Here is a 970-nt window from a genome sequence, read left to right on the forward strand (position 1 = left end):
GCGCTAGGTATCATTGGCGAATACATAGGACGCAGCTACGAACAGAGTAAGAGAAGACCGCATTTTATTATTGCAGAGTCTCTCTAGTACAAACTCAAGACAAATATACAGATTGTGGATTGTCTGCTTGTAGAGTTTATTCCCTTTCCTTTGCTTCACCAAACTTCCATACAAATTGTACTTGTGTGCCAATGCTATTGGTGTTCTTTGTTATCTCATGAAATATTCCAACACTAAGCTTAGAATAAGAGATTGCACCAGCACAGATAGCCAATCCACTACGTAAAGCATATTTGCTGAGTGGCTTATATATAGCAAAATGTGAATTTGCAAAATCTAGGAATTGTGCATTTGTACTGATTTGTTTTGTGTTGAGTATGTGTTCATAGACACTGTATATATCAAGAGAAAATTTATTGGGTAGTCTTAATGCAAATACAGCTCCTATATTTCCACCTAATATATTCTGTCCATTATCACCAAAACTTTTAGCAAACACCAGTGATTTCTCATTGAATGCTTTTGTATAAAGATGTGAGAGTGAAAGATATGTGAGTGGAGAGAAGCTTATGGTATTGCTTAAAGCTATGTTATAACGCATACCAGCTTGTGTGTGAAGTAGTATATCAGTGTAATTGCCATTAAGTGCATTATCCATTATCTTGCCTGAATAAGCATTTTGAGCAAATGCAAGGTTTATAGCGCCAAAGAGTGAGAATCCACCAAATGCTATATCAGCACCAAGTGCCCCACCTAAATAACCACTATTAAGATTGAGCAGACCATTTTTGGTATTAAGATAACCAATATTGAGCAATCCTTTGATATTTGCATTGTCCATATTATTTATTAGTGTCATCTTACTACCTGCATTGAGTGCAGTAGTCAATCCTGTTGTAATACTTGTAATTGGTGTAAGGGCATTGTTCATAGGGAGTATAGAGAATTCATTGAGCATACGTTTTTGGGT

At 36.0% G+C, this 970-nt stretch carries 1 protein-coding gene; it reads right to left on the minus strand.

The window, feature by feature from the left end:
* Positions 1-136 precede the first annotated feature (136 nt).
* Positions 137-970 (minus strand): autotransporter domain-containing protein (locus CCY97_RS08090; RefSeq protein WP_146744542.1); only part of this gene is annotated, 834 nt, incomplete at its 5' end.

It is taken from the genome of Helicobacter sp. 10-6591 (assembly GCF_003288805.1).
In the GTDB taxonomy this organism is placed as follows: domain Bacteria; phylum Campylobacterota; class Campylobacteria; order Campylobacterales; family Helicobacteraceae; genus Helicobacter_F.